Origin of the sequence: Massilia sp. CFBP 13721 (assembly GCF_014842025.1) — a bacterium.
GTDB lineage: Bacteria > Pseudomonadota > Gammaproteobacteria > Burkholderiales > Burkholderiaceae_D > Telluria.
In genome coordinates this window covers 1-294 of record NZ_JACYUY010000082.1, presented here as the reverse complement: position 1 = coordinate 294, position 294 = coordinate 1, and the positions used below count along the sequence as shown (strand labels likewise).

Here is a 294-nt window from a genome sequence, read left to right as displayed (position 1 = left end):
CTACGTACGCCGCCTGCTTTGCGAGTTCGCACACTCGGCCAGCCGAACGACGTCCGTCTTCAAATCGAAATTTCAGGCATTGCTGATCCGACGCGGCCATAAACGTTCGATCATCGCCATCGCACACAAAATCCTGCGCACCATCTTCTACATGCTCAAACGTGGCCAGTACTACCGGGATAGCGCCACCGATTACGAAGCCATGTCAGTGAAGAAAAACGCGCCGCGCTGGATCAAGGCACTGACCAAGTTCGGGTTGATCAATCAACCTGCTTGAACTTGTTGTCATCAAAA

Annotated in this window: 1 pseudogene; it reads left to right on the top strand. The window is 52.7% G+C overall.

The features are described 5' to 3' along the window. Window positions 1-277: pseudogene (locus tag IFT60_RS26255) on the top strand (IS110 family transposase); the annotation flags it as partial. Between the last annotated feature and the right edge of the window lie 17 nt (window positions 278-294).